Source organism: Tenacibaculum ovolyticum DSM 18103 (assembly GCF_000430545.1).
Taxonomy (GTDB): Bacteria; Bacteroidota; Bacteroidia; order Flavobacteriales; family Flavobacteriaceae; genus Polaribacter; species Polaribacter ovolyticus.
In genome coordinates, this window is sequence record NZ_AUMF01000022.1 from 41,622 (window position 1) to 57,161 (window position 15,540).

14 protein-coding genes are annotated in these 15,540 nt (G+C 28.9%); 5 read left to right on the top strand and 9 right to left on the bottom strand.

Annotation, left to right across the window (positions count from 1 at the left end):
- Positions 1 to 154: 154 nt before the first annotated feature.
- Positions 155 to 859 (bottom strand): M50 family metallopeptidase, encoded by a 705-nt coding sequence (locus tag H518_RS0108740; RefSeq protein WP_028888702.1) that lies wholly within the window; start codon positions 857 to 859, stop codon positions 155 to 157.
- A gap of 52 nt (positions 860 to 911) precedes the next feature.
- On the bottom strand, positions 912 to 1,256 hold the full coding sequence (locus tag H518_RS0108745; protein WP_028888703.1) for a HopJ type III effector protein: 345 nt from the start codon (positions 1,254 to 1,256) through the stop codon (positions 912 to 914).
- A 153-nt stretch (positions 1,257 to 1,409) separates the two neighbouring features.
- Here H518_RS0108745 and aspS point away from each other — a divergent pair, with 153 nt between their 5' ends.
- The gene (aspS, locus tag H518_RS0108750) at positions 1,410 to 3,164 is read left to right on the top strand and encodes an aspartate--tRNA ligase (RefSeq protein WP_028888704.1); all 1,755 of its coding nucleotides are present in this window, start codon (positions 1,410 to 1,412) and stop codon (positions 3,162 to 3,164) included.
- Between the two features lie 99 nt (positions 3,165 to 3,263).
- Here the strand turns inward: aspS and H518_RS19545 are convergent, their stop codons facing one another.
- Positions 3,264 to 3,716 (bottom strand): RDD family protein, encoded by a 453-nt coding sequence (locus tag H518_RS19545; RefSeq protein WP_051263717.1) that lies wholly within the window; start codon positions 3,714 to 3,716, stop codon positions 3,264 to 3,266.
- Between the two features lie 467 nt (positions 3,717 to 4,183).
- Here H518_RS19545 and H518_RS0108760 point away from each other — a divergent pair, with 467 nt between their 5' ends.
- The 3 genes from H518_RS0108760 to H518_RS0108770 all read left to right on the top strand — a co-directional run bounded on the left by H518_RS0108760 (position 4,184) and on the right by H518_RS0108770 (position 9,749).
- Positions 4,184 to 6,676, top strand: coding sequence for a DUF2339 domain-containing protein (locus H518_RS0108760; protein ID WP_028888705.1), 2,493 nt, complete (start codon positions 4,184 to 4,186; stop codon positions 6,674 to 6,676).
- Positions 6,642 to 7,904 (top strand): hypothetical protein, encoded by a 1,263-nt coding sequence (locus tag H518_RS0108765; protein ID WP_028888706.1) that lies wholly within the window; start codon positions 6,642 to 6,644, stop codon positions 7,902 to 7,904. Before H518_RS0108760 ends, H518_RS0108765 begins: the two co-directional genes overlap by 35 nt.
- A gap of 69 nt (positions 7,905 to 7,973) precedes the next feature.
- Positions 7,974 to 9,749 carry a chloride channel protein gene (locus tag H518_RS0108770; RefSeq protein WP_028888707.1) on the top strand — a complete coding sequence of 592 codons (1,776 nt, stop codon included), beginning with the start codon at positions 7,974 to 7,976 and terminating at the stop codon, positions 9,747 to 9,749.
- Here H518_RS0108770 and glpQ read toward each other — a convergent pair.
- Entirely contained in the window at positions 9,739 to 10,740 is a 1,002-nt protein-coding gene (gene glpQ / locus H518_RS0108775; protein ID WP_028888708.1) for a glycerophosphodiester phosphodiesterase, read from the bottom strand. The two genes, H518_RS0108770 and glpQ, sit on opposite strands and share 11 nt — an antisense overlap.
- A gap of 73 nt (positions 10,741 to 10,813) precedes the next feature.
- Between glpQ and H518_RS0108780 the strand changes: the two genes are divergently transcribed.
- Positions 10,814 to 11,515: a Bax inhibitor-1/YccA family protein gene (locus H518_RS0108780; RefSeq protein ID WP_028888709.1), complete on the top strand. Its 702-nt coding sequence runs from the start codon at positions 10,814 to 10,816 to the stop codon at positions 11,513 to 11,515.
- A 59-nt stretch (positions 11,516 to 11,574) separates the two neighbouring features.
- Here H518_RS0108780 and H518_RS0108785 read toward each other — a convergent pair whose 3' ends face one another.
- From H518_RS0108785 to speD, 5 genes are read right to left on the bottom strand one after another with little or no spacing between them, the layout of a single operon-like run.
- Positions 11,575 to 13,113 carry a polyamine aminopropyltransferase gene (locus H518_RS0108785; protein WP_028888710.1) on the bottom strand — a complete coding sequence of 513 codons (1,539 nt, stop codon included), beginning with the start codon at positions 13,111 to 13,113 and terminating at the stop codon, positions 11,575 to 11,577.
- A gap of 5 nt (positions 13,114 to 13,118) precedes the next feature.
- Positions 13,119 to 13,883 carry a putative periplasmic lipoprotein gene (locus H518_RS0108790; RefSeq protein ID WP_028888711.1) on the bottom strand — a complete coding sequence of 255 codons (765 nt, stop codon included), beginning with the start codon at positions 13,881 to 13,883 and terminating at the stop codon, positions 13,119 to 13,121.
- 2 nt (positions 13,884 to 13,885) lie between these two features.
- The gene (locus tag H518_RS0108795; RefSeq protein WP_155995189.1) at positions 13,886 to 14,371 is read right to left on the bottom strand and encodes a DUF4178 domain-containing protein; all 486 of its coding nucleotides are present in this window, start codon (positions 14,369 to 14,371) and stop codon (positions 13,886 to 13,888) included.
- Between the two features lie 2 nt (positions 14,372 to 14,373).
- Positions 14,374 to 15,177, bottom strand: coding sequence for an ion transporter (locus tag H518_RS0108800; RefSeq protein ID WP_028888713.1), 804 nt, complete (start codon positions 15,175 to 15,177; stop codon positions 14,374 to 14,376).
- Entirely contained in the window at positions 15,177 to 15,539 is a 363-nt protein-coding gene (speD, locus tag H518_RS0108805) for an adenosylmethionine decarboxylase (RefSeq protein ID WP_028888714.1), read from the bottom strand. Before speD ends, H518_RS0108800 begins: the two co-directional genes overlap by 1 nt.
- Position 15,540 lies beyond the last annotated feature (1 nt).

Genomic DNA, 15,540 nt, shown 5'->3' on the forward strand with positions numbered 1-15,540 from the left:
AAATACCGTTCTTAATTTAAACATTAGGAACGGTATTTTTATTTGAAGCTATTTCCCTCTTTACGCACTCGCTTCTTGCAAAAAAAGCAAGAGAGCTCAAACAAATACTTCAATCGGGGCTAGGTGTGTTTACAAGACTTACCACCATTTAATTTTACCTCTTAAAATAAAACCGAATGCTTTTCCATACTATAAAAGCACTTAAAAGAATAATAAATAGCCCCCAAATCCAATAAGTGCCAAAAGTATTTTCAGCTATAGACTGTGTATCAGAAATACGAATAGCGCCATTTCTCTCAAACTGTTTGGTAAATAAATAATCTAATTGTAAATAGATACTTAATACCGCTTGTAAACCTAAAAAAAGAATCGTTACAACTTCAATTTTTCTGTTTTTAACAAGTGTAATTATAACTAGAATTATGGCAAAAACTCCCATTACAAGAATCCCCCAAAAAGAACGCACCCATAGCAGTAAAGACAAAACAATCATCCCTATTAATACTCTAAGGAGAATTACAGCTGTTTTTTGGTATTTAGCTGAAGCTATAAATACAGCACCAGTTATGGCAGGCCCTAACAAACCGCCCATTGCAACTAACGCTTTACTTGTACTTAACGATAAAAAACGATTGGTAATACTAGTATACGCAACCCCTCCTCCATTCTCGTAAATTTCTAAGAATTTAAAATCGCCGCCAATACACAATGCAGTAAGACCATGCCCCATTTCATGAAACCAAGTACCTAACAACCTAAAAGGATATTGAAAAGCGCCCAAGTAAGGTATTTGCAATAACAAAAAAACAGCCAAAGCAATACCTATAATTGTATAATCTAAACGTTTTGTAGTATTCATTTATAAAGTTAATCAACAAATAAAAATACTACAATTACAGTGAAAAACGGTATTATTTTTCTACTAACGCTTGTTTATCAAAAGAAAGCCCTTCAAAGCCAGTATTCATAAAATTTCTAATGTTCTGATGACCTGTTCCGTTTAAGTTTTCTAGAACATCATTAAAATAATACTGCGCAAAACAAGCTAATGTTTCTTCTTTAGTTAATTGTTGTTTAACGGCAAAAGAAAATACTTTACACGAACCCAAATTTTCAGCATCACTATTTTGCAAATCGCCATTCTTAAAAGCTGTTGGTGTAAAAACATAGTTTTCTTCAATAACACTAATGGTTTCAGAAAAAACGACTTCTTTTGGAGTGTTTCTTAATTTATTTATAAAATCTTGTAAAGACATAAATTCTAATTTTATTTTTAAAAAAAATCAATCATATCTCATAATTGACACGCTACCACAAAAAAACAGCGTAAAAAGTTAAAAAACTAAATAATAGTAATTTTTTACATACTAACAATTATCGTTAAATTTGCATCTTATAAATTTCAAGAAATGTACAGAACGCATACTTGTGGTGAATTAAGAGCATCACACACAAATACCGAAGTTACCTTATCTGGATGGGTACAAAAATCACGTGATAAAGGTTTTATGATTTGGGTAGATTTACGTGATCGCTACGGAATTACACAGTTAATTTTCGACGAAGCACGTACCTCTAAAGATTTAATGGAGGAAGCGAAAACTTTAGGACGTGAATTTGTTGTTCAAGTTACAGGTACCGTTATTGAAAGAGAATCTAAAAACAAAAATATTCCTACTGGTGAAGTAGAAGTATTAGTTACCAAGTTAGAAGTTTTAAACGAAGCAAAAACGCCTCCTTTTACTATTGAAGATAAAACAGATGGTGGTGAAGATATTCGTATGAAATATCGTTATTTAGATATTCGTCGTAACCCAGTAAAAGATAGTTTGATTTTTAGATCAAAAGTATCAATGGAGGTTCGTAAATATTTATCTGACCAAGAATTTATAGAAGTAGAAACACCTTATTTAATTAAGTCTACTCCAGAAGGAGCGCGTGATTTCTTAGTACCTTCGAGAATGAATGCAGGACAGTTTTACGCATTACCACAATCACCTCAAACATTTAAACAACTATTAATGGTTGGTGGAATGGATAAATACTTTCAGATTGTAAAGTGTTTTAGAGATGAAGATTTACGTGCCGATCGTCAGCCAGAATTCACACAAATTGACTGTGAAATGGCTTTTGTTGATCAAGAAGATATTTTAAATATTTTTGAAGGATTAACGCGTCACTTACTAAAGGAAATTAACAATGTTGAAGTTGATAAATTTCCAAGAATGTTATTTGATGATGCTATGCGTTTATATGGTAATGACAAACCAGATATCCGTTTTGGAATGGAGTTTGGTGAATTAAATGACGTTGCACAACAAAAAGAATTTAAAGTATTTAATGATGCTGAATTAGTAGTAGGAATCGCGGTTCCTGGTGCTGCATCATATACAAGAAAAGAAATAGATAAGTTAATCGATTGGGTACGCCGTCCGCAAGTTGGAGCTTTAGGAATGGTGTATGTAAAATGTAATGAAGATGGTACTTTTAAATCGTCTGTAGATAAATTTTATGCCCAAGAAAATTTAGCAAAATGGGCTGAAAAAACAGGCGCTAAAGCTGGTGATTTAATCTGTATTTTATCAGGAAATACCACTAAAGTACGTGGGCAGTTATCTGCTTTACGTATGGAAATGGCAGAGCGTTTAGGATTAAGAGACCCTAAAGTATTTGCTCCTCTTTGGGTAATTGATTTTCCGTTGTTAGAATTAGACGAAGAAACAGGTCATTACCACGCAATGCACCACCCGTTTACATCGCCAAAACCAGGACAATTAGAGTTGTTAGACACCAACCCTGGAGATGTAAAAGCAAATGCATATGATTTAGTATTAAACGGTAACGAAATTGGTGGAGGTTCTATTCGTATTCACGATAAAGAAACACAAGCCATTATGTTTAAACATTTAGGCTTTACTGAAGAAGAAGCTAAAGAACAATTTGGTTTCTTAATGGACGCTTTTGAATACGGAGCACCACCACATGGAGGTTTAGCGTTTGGTTTAGATAGATTGGTTGCTATTTTAGGAGGACAAGAAACAATTCGTGATTTTATTGCGTTCCCTAAAAACAATTCAGGTCGTGATGTAATGATTGATGCTCCTGCAACATTAAATGACACGCAACTTGCTGAATTAAGCATTAAGCTTGATATAAAAGAGTAAATGACAACACTATAAAAAAAGCCTCAATATGTATAAAGCATATTGAGGCTTTTTTATTTTATACCAGTTCTAATTTAAAATAACCAGTAATAACTGGTTTTACTCTATTGAAGTTAGCGTTTTTCTGCCAATTTCTTTCACTACAATTGTTTCTGACAAAGAATCATGTAAGCATTGTTTTTTATCAGTCATAAAAAACATAATGTATCCTATTAAAAAAGTAAAAAGGTTTAAAAAGTTGGCAAAAAACCTTCCCGTAGCTTGTCCAAAAGTTACTTTTTGCCCATCAACACTCAATAATTGAATATTACATGCTCCTTGCCCTAGCGTTCTTTGTTTGTCTCCACTTTGTTGTAAAGACCAATATAGCCAAGCTGGTATTATAGGTATACAAAATTGTGGTATTATTATTATAATTACATCAATTATTCTAGCTAAAAAACGCTCACCAAAACTTGCGTATTTATACACAATAATCTCATTGGTATCTTTAATCGTTAATTCAATAGTGTTTTCATTCGTAAAACGAATTGTTTTTTCTGAAGTATACATAGTCTTTTTTTAGAGCGCAATGATACTAAAAACTATTATAAGTAGAATACTGTTAACACAGTAACTATATAAAATAATAGCATTTCAATATCGTTAAATTACAACTACTAAAAAAAGAATTACTCTTACAATTCAATTATTAAAAATATAATCATTTGTTTATATTTTATAACAAAAAAAGAACTAGTTATAAAACTAATATTTATGAAATAATAAATATTCAATAAAGTAATTTAAAAACCAAAAACAATTTTAAAACGGATAAAACCCATCTTTATAATCAACAGCAGAACAATAAAAACATTTATTTATCCACCATAAAAAAACAAAAACGACTCAAAACAACAAAACACCTTAATGAAAACATATGATTACATTACATTAACCAAACACAATCAGCAACCACCTAAACCAGTCATTTGATTTTAAAGACTTACATTTGAGATAAAATCAAAAAAAGCTATCTTATGGAAGTAATTTTATTTATTACCTTAATATTATGTTTTTATCTTATAACTAATAACATAAACTCAAAATTTAAAGGCTTAAACGAAACTATTGACGATCTAAAGAAAAGAGTACAAAGTCTTCAACATAACGCAATTGCAAAAGAGCAAGAAACATTGCTTAAAAAAGATGCTATTGTTAATGATAACATAAAAACAACAGAAGTTATAAAGAAACCTATTGTTGTTGAAAAACCAAAGACTGTTATTCCTGAAAATACAGCAATTATAAAACCTGTTTCAGAAACAATAGCAAAACCTACTTCATCTCCAGAAATTAAGAAAGCTGTTAAAAAACCAACACCTCAAGTAAAAATACAGAAGCAAGCTCCTAAAAAATCTTGGATAGAAACATTTAAAGAGAAAAATCCAGATTTAGAGAAATTTATAGGGGAAAACTTAATTAACAAACTTGGTATTTTAATTTTAGTGCTAGGTATTAGTTTTTTTGTTAAATATGCTATCGATAAAGATTGGATAAACGAACCTGCAAGAGTTGGTATTGGTATATTATGTGGTTCGCTTGTAATGGCGATTGCACATAAATTAAAGAAAAACTACGCCTCTTTTAGCTCCGTTTTAGTAGCAGGAGCCATTAGTATATTCTATTTTACAATATATATTGCATTTCACGAATACCAATTATTTAGTCAAACAGTTGCCTTTGTAATTATGTCGTTAATTACTGCTTTTAGCACTTTGGTATCTGTTTCATATAACCGTCAAGAATTAGCCGTTTTATCATTAATTGGTGGTTTTGCAGCTCCATTTATGCTAAGTACTGGTGAAGGAAATTACATTGTTCTATTTACTTATATTGCTATTTTAAATATAGGAATACTAGGTATTTCTTATTTTAAAAAATGGAAAATATCTACCATCTTAGCTTTCATCTTTACAACACTATTATTCTTTAGTTGGTGTGCCGTAAAAATAGGAGGTTCTAAATTTTCACATACAGGTGCATTAACTTTTGCTACCCTATTCTATTTTATATTTAGTATTACTATTGTTTTAAATAATCTTCGAAACAAAGGAACTTTCTCTGCAATAGAATATTTTATTTTAGTAGCAAACACCTTCGTGTTTTTTGGTATTGGAATGTTAATTTTAAATGACTTAGAGTCAAACTTCATTGGTTTATTCACGCTGTTATTAGCTATCTATAATTTAATATACGCTTCTATATTATATAGAAAATTCGGATTAGATAAAAACGCTATCTATTTATTAATTGGTTTGGCACTTACCTTTGTAACGCTTACAATTCCACTTCAATTTGAAGGAAATCATATAACTTTATTTTGGGCAGCAGAGGTTGTATTATTATTCTGGCTTTCTCAGAAATCAAAAATAAACTCTTTTAAAATCGGCGCAATAATTGTGCAGGTACTAACACTTATTAGTTTACTACTAGATTGGGAAAAATACAGCTATTCGAAAGAACTGACTGTAATTTTTAATCCATTATTTATTGCAGGTTTTGTAGTAAGTATTTCTCTTTTCTTAACCTATTGGCTATTAAATAAAGAAAAGAGTATTGCTACAAAATCGTTTAAATTAAACCTTACGTTTTACAAAGCAGCTGTTTTAATAGTTGCAATTATTATAACATATTTTACAGGAATTTTAGAGACTAATTATCAAGCAGGGCAATTCTTAGAGAATAAATTTTCTATACGTTCTTTCTCAGTAACCTATCACTTTATTTTTGCTGCTATTATACTCTACCTAGCATTATTCTTTAAAAAGAAAAGTATTTTAAAACTAACATTATCAATCGCTAGTGTTTCTATATTATTATACATTCTTTCGTTTTACAAATATCCTGCGAATGAAATGATTGAAAATTTTGCTAGAAATACAACTACTAAACATGCTTTTTATTTCCACTATATTATTTTAGGGTGTTTAGTGTATTTTGGGTATCAATTATTTAAAAAAACAAAATCAGTATTTAATATAAGCCCTACAAAAAGCAAGTGGCTACCGTGGTTATTTGTTTTTGCCATTGTGTACACGTTAAGTAATGAAATAATGATTCATGGTTTATATATTTCAAACACTGTTGATGTAACAGAATTGGCTGAAAAATTTCCAGAAGCTGAAAACAATTTCTACACAAAGAAAAAATTCATAAAAAACGAAATAAAAGAAACCAAAGCACAAATTATTAAAATAGGTTACCCGATACTTTGGGGAATATTTTCTTTTATTTTTTTAATTATTGGAATAAAAAGACAGTGGAAGGTATTACGAGTAATAGCACTTTCGTTACTTGGTTTAACCATTGTAAAATTGTTTGTTTACGATATTAAAAATGTTTCAGAAACAGGAAAAATTGTTGCCTTTATATTACTTGGGGTCTTAATTTTAGTTATTTCCTTTGTGTATCAAAAAATTAAAAAATTAGTAGTTGATGAAGTATCCGAAAAAGAAAATAATGATGAATAAATATAACTTTTTAATAGCCTTCTTTATAGTTTTAACTAGTTTTAGTCAAAACTATAAAGGTACACTTAGCGTAATTGAAGAAGATGGATTGCATAAAATAATACTTCCGCAAGAAGTACGTTCATCATGTAACGAAAACTTTAACTTTTTAAGAATTAAGGATGTTCAAAAAAATGAAGTTCCTTATGTTTTAATTTATAATAACGACAAGAAATTTTCTACTTTTAAACCAATTAAAATTGCTTCTAAAAAAGTATTAAAAGACTCTATCACTTCTATTCTTCTCGAAAATAAAACGAGAAAAATACAAGATTATATTACACTACAAATAGCAAATACAAAAATCAAAAAAAGGTATACTGTTTATGGTAGTGATGACGGAAAAGAATGGTTTGGCTTGGTTTCTAACAAAAGTTTGTCATATATAAATAAGCCTCAAAAAACGGCAACAGGAAAGGTGTTTTTAGAAAAAACAATTCATTTTCCTCTAAACACTTACACTTTTTTACGTATTGATTTTAATGATAAAGAATCATTACCTATTAACATTTTAAATGCTGGTATTTATGAGAGTAAATTTTATACTCAAAACCTCAGTAAAATATCAAACTATAAGCAAGAAATCGTTAATATAAAAGAAAAGAAAGTTACACAACTTAAGTTTACAGCTACAAACAAGCATCGTATTAATAGTATTTCTTTTAAAATTACAGATGCTTTTTTTCTACGTAATGCAAAGTTAATTGTAAAGAAAACTCGAAAAGTAAAGAAGCGTGTAAAAACTTACAATCATGTTATTTCTCAATTTCAATTAAACTCAAAAAGCAACAACACCTTTGTTTTTGATAATTTAAATGAAAAAGAATTCATCATAGAAATTGATAATCAAGATAATCCTTCTTTAACAATAGAAAATATACAACTATTACAAAAGCCAATATATCTTATTACCAGCTTAAAGCAAAAACAAGATTATGAAGTACTAATTAACAATACACTTTCTAAACCTTCTTACGATTTAGGTAATTTTATATCAAAAAAAACAGTTGCTGTTGAAGAAGCTACTATTTTAAACTTTACTAAGATTGAAAAGAAAAAAGAGAAGGAAGAAGAAAAACCTTTTTGGGAAACTACATTATTTATGTGGATTTGTATTGTTCTTGGTAGTTTTATAGTTGTTTATTTTGCTATAAGTTTAGTTAAAGATATTAGTAATCAAGAAAAATAATTAACCAATTACCAAACATTAAACACCTTTTCTCTATTTAGAAATAGGTGTTTTTCTTATATTTAAAGAATGCCTAAACCTAAAAACATATTTAAAAAAATACTAATTTGGAGATATAAACATATTTCTGAACGTCAATTTGTATACGTTTTAAGTGTTTTAATTGGTTTTTTAGCAGGTATTGGAACACTCTTTTTAAAGAACATGACTTCCTTTTTTCAAACTATTTTAGAAGGAAAATTTATTAAAGACATTCATTATTATCTCTATTTTATCTTCCCAATTATTGGATTAATTTTAGTCTATTATATTAAAAAGAAATTTCTAAAAAAAGAAATTGGTCATGGTATTTCTACCACACTCCATGCTATTTCTAAACGAAGTGGAATTATAGAAAAATATAAAATTTATGCTTCAATAATTACCGCACCAATTACAGTTGGTTTTGGAGGTTCTGTTGGTTTACTTGGCCCTGCAATAAGTACAGGAGCAGCTTTAGGTTCAAGAGTATCGCAACTATTTCACATGAACCGAAAAACAAGAATGCTTTTAATTGGTTGTGCAACTACTGGAGCTATGTCATCAATGTTTAAAGCACCCGTTGCTGCTATTATTTTCGCTATAGAAATATTTAGTCTAGATTTAGCTTTTGCTTCATTAGTTCCTTTATTACTAGCTTCTGTTGCAGCTGTAATTACTTCTTATTTCTTTTTTGAAAAAGATGCGCTACTAGGTTTTGAATTAGTAGATGCTTTTAAAATAAAGGATATTTTTTATTATGTTTTATTAGGTTTTTTTACGGGTTTAGTATCTGTCTATTTTTCAAAAATATATTTTCGAATTACTAATTTTTTTAAGCGTATTAAAAAATCGGTTCATAAATTAATTTTTGGAGGTCTTGCAATTGGATTAATGTTATTTTTAATTCCACCCTTATATGGTGAGGGTTACGGATTAATTAATAATTTATTAGAAGGAAACACCTTAGCTGCTTTAAAAGACATTCCTTACAATGTAGATTTCGAAAATGTTTGGATTGTTATTATGTTCCTATTGTTAATCACAGTATTTAAAGCTATTGCCATGACAACTACCTTTGCTGCTGGTGGTGTTGGAGGAATCTTTATTCCCACCTTAGTTATGGGAAGCGCTTTAGGTAACGTATCAGCGAAAATAATCAATCAATTAGGCGGTAGCGTATCAGAATCTAACTTTACTTTAATAGGAATGACGGGGTTAATGGCAGGTGTATTACATGCTCCTTTAACTGCTATTTTCTTAATTGCTGAAATTACTGGCGGTTATGATTTATTTGTTCCGTTAATGTTGGTAGCTGCAATTTCGTTTGCTGTTACAAAATACTTTATATCAAACTCAATTTACACGGTAGAATTAGCAAAAAGGGGCGAACTTATTACACATGATAAAGATAAAAATGTGTTGATGATGATGACTATTAACAAACTAATAGAAACAAATTTTAAAGCGGTACACCCCGAAATGTTTTTAGGTGATATGCTAAAAAAAGCTGTTTCTAATTCTAATAGAAATATTTTTCCGGTAATTGAAAAAAACAAACAGTTTTTAGGAATTGTTTTATTAGATGATATTAGACCTATTATGTTTGATAATGACATGTACGATAAAGTAACTGTTGAAACCTTTATGAGGAGTGCCCTATCAATTATACAACACGATGATTCTGTTGAAAAAGTAATGCAAAAATTTAAAGAAAGTGCCGCCTGGAATTTACCTGTTATAAAAAATGGTAAATACTTAGGCTTTATTTCTAAATCAAAACTACTATCAGCTTACCGAACAAAATTAATTGAGGTTACTTCTTAGCCAAAAATTGCACCATTTTATCAGGAAAATCTGTAAAACCTCCATCAATATTTGCTTCAAAAAATAACACTTGCATCATTTCATTAAATGAAGAGAATTCATCTAATTGATCTGCTCTAAAAGTATACGGATGTACTTTTAATCCTAATTCATGAGCATCACTAACTAACGCTGTAAATGTAAATTTACCATTTATTTTTTCATTTAAAATTTGCTTGTACCAAGGCCCTATTCCATCTGCATAAGTTGCAAAGTGTTTTAGTTCTTTCGTTTCTTCAGGAAACTCCATCAATTGCACTAAAAATAAATCTGATTGCAACTCAACTCTAACTCTTTCTAACTCTTTAGCATCAAAACATTGAAAAATACAGTTATCTTTTTTTGTTTTATATCCATAACTAGAAAGAATTTCCAATGTAATTTTAGCAATGTCTTTTCCGTTTTTATGATGAAATTCTGGATTTTTAATCTCTGGATAAATTCCTATATTTTTTTCAGTACTATAATTTAACCCTTGTATTAATTCTATTTCTTGCTGAAGAGAATGTAATTTAAAATCCCCTTTACTTTTCGGAAATCTTTTTGGATAAAACTGTTCTCCTGTTTTATGATCAAATCGTTCAGTTACCTGTAACTTTTGTAACTCTTCAAATGTAAAATCAATTACATAATAACGATTATCAGCTCTTTTTCTATCTGAAAACACTTCAGCAACATTCGTTACGTCATCTAAATAAATATCATGAATAACAATAGCTATATTATCTTTACTTAACACTAAATCTTGTTCAATATAATTAGGATTCATAGCATAAGCCATCGCTTTAGCTTCCATAGAATGTTCTGGTAAATAGCCTGATGCTCCACGGTGCGCAATAACAATTTTGTTTGATTTCATCTTTTTATTTTGAATAGTATTTTTACAATTAACCAACAGAAAAACCACTGCTATAAACAGTATTTTTACAGTAATTACTTTTAGAATTTTCATTCTATAAAAATAAAAAAGTATATTAAAATACCTTTATAAAAAGTATCTTTATCGATTAAAATAAAAAACTATTATGGAAAACTCAATTAACAACAAAGTATTAGCTATTCAAGCGTCAGAAACAGATAGATTATCATTTTACAAAAAAACATATTTACACGTTGGTTTAGGTGTGCTATTATTTATAGTTTTTGAATATTTATTATTACAAAATGCAACTATAGTTGAGTTTGCCTTATCAATGACACAAGGTTATAAATGGCTACTATTATTAGGAGGATTTATGTTAATTACTAATTATGCAGAAAGTACAGCTTTAAAAACATCAGATAAAAACTTACAATACTTAGCATATTCAGGATATATTTTTGCAGAAGCTTTTATCTTTATTCCTTTAATATACATGGCTATTGCTTATACGAATAACTTTGAAGTTATTAAACAAGCAGGAATTGTAACTCTAGGATTATTTGCAGGAATATCTTCAATTGTATTTATTACTAAAAAAGATTTTTCTTTTATAAAAGCAGGTTTAAGTGTTGGTTTCTTTATTGCTATCGGGTTAATTATTGCAGGAACCTTATTTGGTTTTAATCTAGGCTTGTGGTTCTCTGTAGGAATGTGTGTGTTAGCTGCTGGTTCTATTTTATATCAAACATCTAACCTTGTTCATAAATTCTCAACCGATGATTATATACCAGCTGCATTAGGCTTATTTGCTTCTTTAATGTTATTATTTTGGTATGTTATACAAATTTTCATGTCGAGAGATTAAATAACTACAGACTATTACTATAAACAAAAAAGAGAAACATATATGTTTCTCTTTTTTATTTAATATAAATCCCAATTTCCCTGCCTATAGTAAGTATATAGCTTTGGTGAAAATATCGTATTTACCTTAATACCTGTAGTATCTACTAATGGTTTTCCGAAAGACAATAAATGTGGTACTGCTTTATTTGTTAACCACTTTAAATTTAAACTTGAAAATTCAACTGATTTTATTCTATCTAAATTCACATTCTTTTTTGTTGCCATAACCCAACCCCATTCACCTAAAGTAAGTACTTGATTGTGCATTGGTATTGTTTTAAATCCCGATGCCTTTAACGTTTTATCAATACAATAAAATGCTTTCGTTGCGTAATACGGGCTTCCTGCCTGCGTAATAAATACACCGTTTTCTTTTAATTTTAATTTACATAATTTATAAAACTCTTTAGTATACAATTTATTTAAATCAACATTATTAGGGTCTGGTAAGTCTATAAATATAATATCATACCTTTCATTTGTTTCTTCTAAAAAATTAAAAGCATCTCTTGTAACTGTTGTTAATTTAGGGTTGTTCATCGCATTTTTATTCAACTCTTTAAAAACTGAATAATCTTTACCCAAATCGATCATATTTTGATCTAAATCAACCAATGTTACTTTCTTAACATCCTTATACTTAAAAACTTCTCTTGCTAAACAACCATCTCCTCCTCCTAATATTAAAATATTTTCATGAGCTCCTGTTAATTTCATAGGTAAATGCACCATCGGTTCATGGTACATAAACTCATCAAAAGATGATAACTGTTGGTTTCCATTTATATACAACGAATACCATTCTTTCCATTTAGTTACTACTATTTTTTGATATTTGGTTTGCTGTGAGTATACTATTTTATCTTTATACTTTACTTGCTCGCCAAATCGAACAATTGGCTCAGCAAAATACAAACCAGCTATTATTAAAATTAAAACCAAAATGTAAGATACTTGTAGTTTTTTTATAGCAGCTACTGATATATATTCTTTTAATACTTTAAATAGGTAATAGGATACGCCTAAATTTAATAGTCCTAAAACAAACGGAGTATAAGTTAATCCTAAGTATGGTAATCCTACAAAGGCAAAGAATAATCCACCTATTAAACTACCAAAGTAATCTTTCTCTAAAATATTAGAAATATTTAAACGTAACTCTTCAAATTCATCATTTATTCGAGTAGCAAATGGTATTTCTAATCCTATTAATAAACCAATACAAATAGAAAGTATATAAATTACTAACCAAGAGATATCGGTAATACCATAAACAACATATGAGATTAGTGCCGAAAAAGAAACTAATACTGATAATATTAACTCAGTAATTATAAAATATACAATTACCTGTTTAGTAAACCACTTGCTAAAGCGACTACCTAACCCCATTGCAAAAAGCATTATTGATACAATTAATGTAAATTGTAAAATAGCATTCCCGATGAAATAAGAAGCTAAAGTCGACAGAATATACTCTGCTACAATACCACTAATACCTGTAGCAAATAATGCGACCTTTAACGCAAAAGATTTTTGTTTTTTTGAATATTTCACTTTACTTATTTTCCGTACCCTCCAGAACGAGATCGAGTAGATGATCCGCTTGAGTATCTTGATGAGCTTCTAGATGATTTACTTGATAAACTATTCCATCTTCCTGAATTCTGAGTTTTTCTTGAAAAGAAAGAACTTCTTGTTGATTTTTCATAATTACTTCTAGTTCCGTAATTATAATTACCGCTTGATGTATTACTTCCGTAATAAGATTTTCCTGAATTATAACTTCTCTGATATCCGTTATAATCATTTCTATAAGTACTACGTCTTGTTCCTAACCAATACCATAAAAATGGACTTGTAGAATGAGTTCTCCATCTTCTTTGGGTTGATTTATTACTCGCTGTTTTTGTTGAATCACCCTGAACAGCTTCCCATTCACCATGTTTTTTATTTCCAATTGCCCAACCAAAACCAACAGGTTGTGCGACTTTAGATAGTTTTCCGTTGTGTTTAGAAACAATCTCCATTCCTAAATCATTTTCATGATCTTTAAAGTATTTCTTATTTACTGTTTTCCATGGTATTTTTTTAACATGCAAAGAATCCTCTAATAATGTTAACACTTTATATTTATGTTGATACACCATTAAATTAGGTTCTTCTTCTATTTTCATGTCATCTAAAACAATAGAAAAATCTTTAAATTTATAATCTCTACTAATTTCTTCTGATGGCTCAATAGAAACTGTTTTTGCTGGTTTAACGTTAGATGAACATCCAATTAAAACTAAAGATGCTAACAATAAATAAATTCCCTTTTTCATAATTAATTTTCTTTTATATTTTTAACCTTTTTCGCTTTTATCTCTTCTCCTAAAAACACTTCATAACTTCCGTCGCCCCATTTTTCAATTGTTAACAACTCATCATCTTCTGCGTAAAAAAGAAAACATTCTAAATTTTCTCTAGAAGTATGTGTTGTTAAATTTTTATAATCTCCTTTATAAGTTTCATCTAGCTCATACAACTTATTGTTAAATATTAGTTGTTTTGAATGAATAGCATCTACTAATAAAACCTCACTAATAGCAATGGTTTCGCTATAAGTTACTTCGTATTTTCCTTTATTAAATTCCACTTCTAAAAAGGCTTCTTTTCCTGATGACTTAATGGTGTATTCGATACTCGAATTATCCATTCGCCAATCGTATTGACCTATTTCTTCGATTTTCCAATTTGTATTATATAAATCGAAAGTAAAACCTACTTTTAATTTATCTAAATGGTATTCTTTTGAGTTATTCCAAAACATAATTAATCTATTATTTCTTTTCCACAATGTGGGCAATTACATATTTCTTTTTTTGTTCTAAGTTCTCTTATCTCCTCTATATAAGCCGAACTTATTATACCTGTTGGTAATGCTACAATACCAATACCTAATAATGCTATAAACGCACTTAAAATTTTACCTAAACCTGTTATAGGGTAAATATCTCCATAACCAACGGTTGTTAATGTTGCAACCGCCCACCACATAGCTTGCCCTATATTTTGAAATGCTTCTGGCTGTGCATTCTTCTCTATATTATACATTAAAGTAGAGGCTAAAATAAGCAAGATAAAAACCATGAAAACAGTAACTAAAATTTCGCTTTTAGTTTTAACAATTACATTTTTTATAACACTTAACGATTTAAAATATCTATTCAACTTTAATAATCGTAGTAGCCTAAAGAGACGTAAAGTTCTAAGAATTCTTAAATCTATTTTTATAAAATATGGCAAGAAAAATGGTAAAATTGAAATTAAATCTACCACTCCCATAAAAGAGGTAATATATTTTACTCTTGCTCTTGTAGGTGAAATATCAGGATAAATTAAATCTGAAATCCATATTCTTAAAAGGTATTCTATTGAAAAAACTATGATTGAAAAAATCTCAAGAATATTAAAGTATAAAAAATAAGATGTATTAATTCCTTTATATGATTCTAATATAATAGCAATCATATTTATAATGATTAACCACGAAATAAAATACTCAACAAACTTATCGCCTTTTAAATTTCCTTTTTTATCATCAAATAATAATGCTATTTTTTGTTTTATCATCATTATTCAATTTTGTCAAGAAAACCTCTCTGACTTGAATTTTTTTCTAATTTTTTTGATTTAAATTGCTCTTGTATCCAAACAATACCCTCTTCTAAATCAAAAGATTTATTACAAGTAAAAAAATCTAAAGCTACATAATTGTGTTCTGGCCAAGTATGTATTGCTATGTGGCTTTCTTTAATTACAATTACACCGCTAATACCAATTGGAGAAAATTCATGAATTGTTGTGTTAACCACAGACAGATTCATAATCATAGCAGCTTTTTCTAAAATACTTTTTATCGACGTAACTGAATCTATAATTGTAGCATCGCAATCATAAAAATCAACGGTCGTTTGATAACCTAAACTCTTCTTCATT